At 68.2% G+C, this 6,380-nt stretch carries 5 protein-coding genes and 1 rRNA gene; 3 read left to right on the top strand and 3 right to left on the bottom strand.

Annotated features, from left to right (window positions below; translation table 11 throughout):
* Window positions 1–294, bottom strand: a 16S ribosomal RNA gene (locus ACK4TH_RS06335); the annotation flags it as partial.
* Between the two features lie 433 nt (window positions 295–727).
* On the opposite strand from ACK4TH_RS06335, the gene ACK4TH_RS06330 reads away from it, so the two are divergent.
* The 3 genes from ACK4TH_RS06330 to ACK4TH_RS06320 all read left to right on the top strand — a co-directional run bounded on the left by ACK4TH_RS06330 (window position 728) and on the right by ACK4TH_RS06320 (window position 4,151).
* Window positions 728–2,683: an ATP-binding cassette domain-containing protein gene (locus tag ACK4TH_RS06330; protein WP_409623950.1), complete on the top strand. Its 1,956-nt coding sequence runs from the start codon at window positions 728–730 to the stop codon at window positions 2,681–2,683.
* Between the two features lie 60 nt (window positions 2,684–2,743).
* Entirely contained in the window at window positions 2,744–3,391 is a 648-nt protein-coding gene (locus ACK4TH_RS06325) for a LysE family translocator (protein WP_409623948.1), read from the top strand.
* Window positions 3,392–3,482: 91 nt separating this feature from the next.
* Window positions 3,483–4,151, top strand: coding sequence for a histidine phosphatase family protein (locus tag ACK4TH_RS06320; protein WP_409623946.1), 669 nt, complete (start codon window positions 3,483–3,485; stop codon window positions 4,149–4,151).
* A gap of 48 nt (window positions 4,152–4,199) precedes the next feature.
* Here ACK4TH_RS06320 and ACK4TH_RS06315 read toward each other — a convergent pair whose 3' ends face one another.
* Complete coding sequence (locus ACK4TH_RS06315; protein ID WP_409623944.1) at window positions 4,200–5,057, bottom strand: creatininase family protein; 858 nt, start codon at window positions 5,055–5,057, stop codon at window positions 4,200–4,202.
* Between the two features lie 65 nt (window positions 5,058–5,122).
* On the bottom strand, window positions 5,123–6,379 hold the full coding sequence (locus tag ACK4TH_RS06310; protein WP_409623942.1) for a class I SAM-dependent methyltransferase: 1,257 nt from the start codon (window positions 6,377–6,379) through the stop codon (window positions 5,123–5,125).
* Window position 6,380: the final 1 nt, after the last annotated feature.

The raw sequence follows: 6,380 nt of genomic DNA, 5'->3' as shown, positions 1-6,380 counted from the left end.
CCTCTCAGACCAGCTACAGATCGTCGGCTTGGTAGGCCTTTACCCCACCAACTACCTAATCTGACATCGGCCGCTCCAAAGGCGCGAGGCCCGAAGGTCCCCCGCTTTCATCCTCAGATCACATGCGGTATTAGCACAGCTTTCGCTGCGTTATCCCCCACCTCTGGGCACGTTCCGATGCATTACTCACCCGTTCGCCACTCGTCAGCACCCGAAGGCCTGTTACCGTTCGACTTGCATGTGTAAAGCATGCCGCCAGCGTTCAATCTGAGCCAGGATCAAACTCTATCGTTCGATCTTCAAAGTCAAGCTCACTCAAACGGAATCGAAGTGAATCCTCACTTCGCTTACTGTCTGCGCGAGCAAGTTGTCGCAGCACTCGTGCCACCTCCCCAGACAGAGTCTCCTCCGCCCAGGCCAGCAGCGCACCGCGCTTGCCCACGCTTATCGGCTGTTGTTTGTTAAAGATCCCACCGAAACCCGCCGCGATCAGCAGAGCCTCGTATTATGACACACTTTTGGGCGCTTTTGCAAGCACGTCTGTTTTTATGTGTCGGTCGACGATTGTGCTGTTGACTGTCTAGGTCGACACGTTCACGTCGTCGAGAGCCCGCTAGTATACACCTTTTTCCGCGGCCAGCGAAAGACCAAGACGACCAGCGAGCCCGGGCGCGATCTTCGAGGCTCCGGTTGTCGCGGCGCCCCCGCCTGGCCGCCTGGGATGCCCATGACTTGGATCTATTTGAAAAACGCTTCGCTGGCTTATGGCCACGTCCCATTGCTCGATCACGCGGAGTTCGTGCTGGATGGCGGCGAGCGTGTGGGCCTGGTAGGGCGCAACGGCACGGGCAAGTCGTCGTTGCTGCGGATACTGGCCGGGCTGGAGCGACCGGACGTGGGGGAGCTGCAACGCCGACAGGGGCTGCGCTGGGCTTATGTGGCCCAGGAGCCGACGTTCCAGGACGGGCAGACGGTGTTCGACGCGGTGGCCGACGGTTTGCAAGACATTCACGCCTGGCTGCGCCGTTACGCTGACCCTGGACCGGACGATGATCTGGATGCGCTGCAGAATGCCATCGAGGCGGTCGATGGTTGGCGCTGGGAGCAGCGGGTGGCGCAGACGCTGGCACGGCTGCGTCTGCCGTCCGACGCGGTCCTGGCGGCGCTGTCCGGCGGCGTGCGCAAACGGGTGGCGCTGGCACGGGCGCTGGTCGGGCAGCCCGAGGTGCTGCTGCTGGACGAGCCGACGAACCACTTGGACATCGATGCGATCGATTGGTTGGCGGACCAGTTGCGGGCCTTTCACGGCAGCGTCGTGGTGATCAGCCACGATCGACACTTTCTGGACCGGGTGACCACGCGCATCGTGGAGTTGGATCGCGGCCAGTTGCGCAGCTATCCCGGTGATTACACCCAGTACGAGTCCCTGAAGGCCGAGCAACTGGCGCAAGAGGCGGTGATCCAGGCCAAGGCCGACCGGCTGCTGGCGCAGGAGGAGATCTGGATCCGCAAAGGTGTGGAAGCGCGCCGCACACGCGCGCAGGCCCGCATTGAGCGGTTGCAGCGGCTGCGGCAAGCCCGGGCCGAGCGCCGCGAGGCGGTGGGACAGGTGCGGCTGGAGGTGGCCCGCGGTCAAGCCAGCGGTCGCCTGGTGGCCGAGCTGGACGGGGTGAGCCTGGCCTTCGGCGAGGGGGCGCAGCGGGTGGAGGTGGTTCGAGATCTGTCGACGACCGTGCTGCGGGGCGACAAGATGGGGCTGATTGGCCCGAATGGCGCGGGCAAGACGACGCTGTTGAAGCTGTTGTTGGGCGAGTTGCGGCCGGACCGAGGGCGGGTGCGGCTGGGCAGCCAGTTGACGGTGGCGTATTTCGATCAGATGCGCGCGGCGCTGGATCTGGACGCGACGTTGGAGGACTTCATCAGCCCGGGCAGCGAATGGATCGAATGCGCGGGGCGGCGCACCCATGTGCGCAGTTACTTGGCAGACTTTCTGTTTTCGCCGGCGCGGGCGCAAAGCCCCGTGCGCTCGCTGTCGGGCGGGGAGCGCAACCGGCTGCTGCTGGCGCGGCTGTTGGCTCGACCGGCCAATGTGCTGGTGCTGGATGAGCCGACCAACGATTTGGACATCGAGACGCTGGAACTGCTGGAACAGCGGCTCGCGGATTACCCGGGCACGGTGTTTCTGGTCAGCCACGACCGGCGTTTTCTGGACGCGGTGGTCACGAGCACGCTGGTTTTCGAAGGCAATGGCTGCTGGCGCGAGTACGAGGGCGGCGTCGAGGACTGGATGGCACAGTCGATGCGGCTGCATGGGCGTGTGCCGGTGTGGCCCTCGGCCTGGCGGGATGAGGGGACCGACGACAGGGGCAGGACCGACACCGCCCCCACCACGGCCCGCCCCGCCGCGGATGCCGGCACTGCGCCGCCAACCCCACGGCGACGGCTGGGCTACAAGGAGCGGCGCGAGTTGGAGGCGCTGCCCGAACGAATCGATGCGCTGGAGGCCGAGCAGCGCGCCATCGAAGCCGAGCTGGCCGACGGCACGCTGTACGGGCGCGACCCGCAGCGGGCGCAGGCGCTGGCCGAGCGGCACGCGGCGATCGAGGCGGCGCTGATGGAGGCCTTGGAGCGCTGGGAGGCGCTGGATCGCTGGGCGCGGGAAGAAACGTCCGGCAGCCGCTGATCGGCATGCCGCAGGTTCCGTGGGTATAGTGCCCTACTCCGACGACATTTGCGCGTTTCCATGCCCTGGAGTGAGTTCCTCGCCCTGTTGACGCTGGCCACGGCCACCAGTTTCACGCCCGGGCCCAACACCACGCTGTCCACCGCCCTGGCCGCTAACGGCGGTCTGCGGCGTGCGCTGCCGTTTGTGTGCGCGGTCCCGGTGGGTTGGTCGCTGCTGCTGGCGCTGTGCGCCGCCGGGGTAGGCGCGGCCGTGCTGGCGATGCCCGTCCTGCGGCAGGGGATTCTGTGGGGGGGTGTCGCTTACCTGCTGGTGCTGGCGTGGCGCTTGGCCCGCACCTCGACACTGGCCCAGTTGGGGGCGCAGCGCCTGCAGATGTCTTTTGCGCGCGGCGTGGCCTTGCAGTTTTTCAACATCAAGGCGTGGATGCTGGCACTGTCCATCGTCGCGGGGTGGATTGCCGGGCATCCGCAGGGGTGGTTCCGTTTCTGGTTGGTGCTGCCGGTGATGGTGTTTTATGCCTTTTCGAGCAACCTGACCTATGCGCTGGTGGGTTCGGTGTTGCGGGGCTGGCTGGCCGGCCCCGTGGTCGCGGGTCGACCGAGCGGACGGCGGCTGCGGGTGTTCAACCGCTTGATGGCGGCGGCCCTGGTGCTGACGGCCGTCTGGATGCTGTCGGCGGGATGGGGCGGCACGGGACGACCATGATGCGAAACCGCCCCGCCAGGGTGGCCAAGGGGATCGGTCCCCGTCACGGCCGCGACTGCCCACAAAGACCGGCAGACCCAGAATGCCGGGCATGGGAACCATCCACCTCGTGCGACACGGGCAGGCCTCCTTCGGCAGCGACGACTACGACCGGCTGAGCCCGCTGGGCTGGCGGCAGGGTCAGCGGCTGGGCGAGCACTTTCGCGCGCACGGGATGCGCGTCGAGGCTGTCTTCACCGGGACCTTGCGTCGCCACCACGAAACCTGGCAGGCGATCCGGACCGGCTGGGGGGAGGACTTGGACGCCCAGGTGTGGCCCGGGCTGGATGAATACGACAGCGCGGCGCTGATCGAGGCGCTGAACGTGCCGCCGCCGGCCGATCCGCACACGCCCGAGGGGTACCGCGAGCACTTTCGCCTGCTGCGTGATGCGTTGCGCCAGTGGATGGCGGGGGTGATCACCCCGCGCGGCATGCCACCATACCGGCAATTCGTGCGGGATGCCGTGGCGGTTCTGGACCATGTGCGCGCCGGGCATCGCGGCGACGTGCTGGTGGTGAGCAGTGGCGGGCCGATTGCAACACTGGTCGGTCACCTTCTGGGGGTCAGCCCCGAGACAACGATCGAGCTGAATCTGCGCATGCGCAACACCTCGGTGACGGAAGTGGCGCACAACCCCAAACGCTGCGCGCTGGTGAGCTTCAATGCCCTGCCACATTTGACGGGCCCAGAGCACCGCGACTGGATCACCCACGCCTGATCGCGACGGGGTGCGGGAAACGCGCGATTGACGGCAGCCCCACGGCCCTCAAGCAAGCGACGGGCCAGACACCGCGGTGGACAACGGGACGGCCACCGCATCCTGCAACAACTGGGCCAGCGACCGGCCGGCCGCCGCCACGGCTCGCCGGCCCCAATCGGCGTCCGCGGCGGCGGCGTGTCCGGCTGCGCCGGCGGGGTGAACATCCTGCATCTGCCAGGCGAACTTGGCGCTGCGCCCGTTGCCCAGCAGGGCGTAGCGGCGCGCGCGCGCTTCGGAGGTGGAGGGGAAATCGCGCAACGCATTTTGCGCGACACGGTCGGGGGCCATGGCCAGCATGACCGCGGTTTCGATCTGGCCGGCGTGCACGCCGAAGCGGCGCTCGCGCGCATCGACGTCGGCTTCCAGATCGTGGCCATCGGGCTCGATGAGCGGCAGATGGAACCAGTTGACCCCCCAGACGAGCATATCGTGCCGAGCACGCAGTTCCCGACCGACCAGATCCATCAGCCCGATGTGCCCGCCGTGGCCGTTGAAGATGATCAGCTTGCGCACCCCGGCGCGCGCGACCGAGGCGCCGAGGTCGCGCCACAGCGCCAGCGCCGTTTCGGCCGACAGGGTGAGAGTGCCGGGGAAGCGTTCGTGCTCCGGGCTCAACCCCACCGGCAGGGTGGGCAGGACATACACCGGCATCTCGGCCGGCAAATGGCCCGCGGCGGCGGCAAGGACCGCCTCCACGATAGCGGTGTCCACGTCCAGCGGCAGGTGCGGGCCGTGCTGCTCGGTGGCCCCGACCGGCAGCACCGCCACGGTGTGCGCGGGATCCAACGCGGCGAACTCGGGCCAGCGCAGGTCGGCCCAGCGTTTGAGGCGGGGCGCGGAATCGGCGGCGGGTGGTTGGCTCATGTCCTGCATCTTATCGGCCCATGGCTGGCCCGGCTGGTCGGTCCATGGATCGATCGAGGCGACGGTCAAGCCGATGGGGCTGCCCCGTTGCCATAGATCCAGCGGCGCGACCACGGCAGCTCCTGCGCGCTGCGGCCGGCCTGGCGGCACAGCACCTGGAACAGCGCGATCTGGTCGTGCTCGAACGCCCAGGCGCAGCCGGCCAGATACACGCGCCAGATGCGCCAGATGCGCTCGGGCACCATGGCACGCAGGCGCCCCCCCTTGGCCTCGAAGGTGGCGCCCCAGCACTGCAGTGTGCGCGCGTAGTGGCGGCGCAGGTTCTCGACGTCGAACGGCTCCAGCCCCCCCTCCTGCATGGTGCGCAGCACGGTGGCGATGTGCGGCAGCTCGCCGTGCGGGAAGACGTACTTATCGACGAAGCGTCCGCCGCCGTAAGGTGTCTCGCCGTCGCCGGGGTCGGTGGTGGTGATGCCGTGGTTCATCGCCCAGCCGTCCGGCGCCAGCCGCGCGCGGAGGAGGCGGAAGTAGTCCGCCAGGTGCTTGAGCCCGACGTGCTCGAACATGCCGACGCTGGTGATGCGGTCGAAGGTGCCCTCCACGTCGCGGTAGTCCTGCAGGCGGATCTCGACGCGATCCGCAAGGTCCGCGGCGGCCACCCGCTCGCGCGCCAGCTCGTACTGCGCCTGCGACAGCGTGATGCCGACGCAGCGCGCGCCGAAGCGCTGCGCCGCGCGCAGCACCAGCGCCCCCCAGCCGCAGCCGATGTCCAGCAGCGTCTGGCCGGGCTGCAGGCGGATCTTGGTGAGGATGTGGTCGATCTTCTTGATCTGCGCGGTGGCCAGATCCTCGTCGCCGCGCTCGAAGTAGGCGCAGGAATACACCATCGCCGGATCGAGCCACTCCGCGTAGAAGGCATTGGAGACGTCGTAGTGGTACTGGATGGCCTCGCGGTCGAGCTTGCGGCTGTGCGTCAGCCCCTTGACGACGCGCTGCAGCAGCGTCGGCGAGGCGGCGCCCCCGTCGGGGGCACGGCGCACCAGCGTGTGCGCCATCGCCAGCACGTCGTCGATGTCGCCCTCGACGTCGAGGCGGCCCTCGACGTAGGCTTCCCCCAGGGTGTCGAGGCTCGGGGCCAGCAACGCGGACAGCGCCGCGGCGTCGCGCACCGTGATGACCACGCGCGGGGCGTCGAACGTGCCCAGGTCCCAGCAGCGCGTCGGCTCGCCGCCCCCCACGCCCCAGCAGACGCGCAGGGGCAGGTCGACATGCTGGCGCCAGCGCTGCACCCAACCGTCGATGGCCTTGTCGATCGAAGGCATG

Origin of the sequence: Tepidimonas sp. (genome assembly GCF_046292505.1) — a bacterium.
In the GTDB taxonomy this organism is placed as follows: domain Bacteria; phylum Pseudomonadota; class Gammaproteobacteria; order Burkholderiales; family Burkholderiaceae_C; genus Tepidimonas.
The sequence above is the reverse complement of the archived record's forward strand: the minus strand, read 5'-3'. Positions and strand labels throughout refer to the sequence as shown.

Coding starts and splice junctions, on each gene's coding strand:
- ACK4TH_RS06330 (WP_409623950.1), top strand. CDS start 728: ATGACTTGGATCTATTTGAAAAACGCTTCGCTGGCTTATGGCCACGTC.
- ACK4TH_RS06325 (WP_409623948.1), top strand. CDS start 2,744: ATGCCCTGGAGTGAGTTCCTCGCCCTGTTGACGCTGGCCACGGCCACC.
- ACK4TH_RS06320 (WP_409623946.1), top strand. CDS start 3,483: ATGGGAACCATCCACCTCGTGCGACACGGGCAGGCCTCCTTCGGCAGC.
- ACK4TH_RS06315 (WP_409623944.1), bottom strand. CDS start 5,057: ATGAGCCAACCACCCGCCGCCGATTCCGCGCCCCGCCTCAAACGCTGG.
- ACK4TH_RS06310 (WP_409623942.1), bottom strand. CDS start 6,379: ATGCCTTCGATCGACAAGGCCATCGACGGTTGGGTGCAGCGCTGGCGC.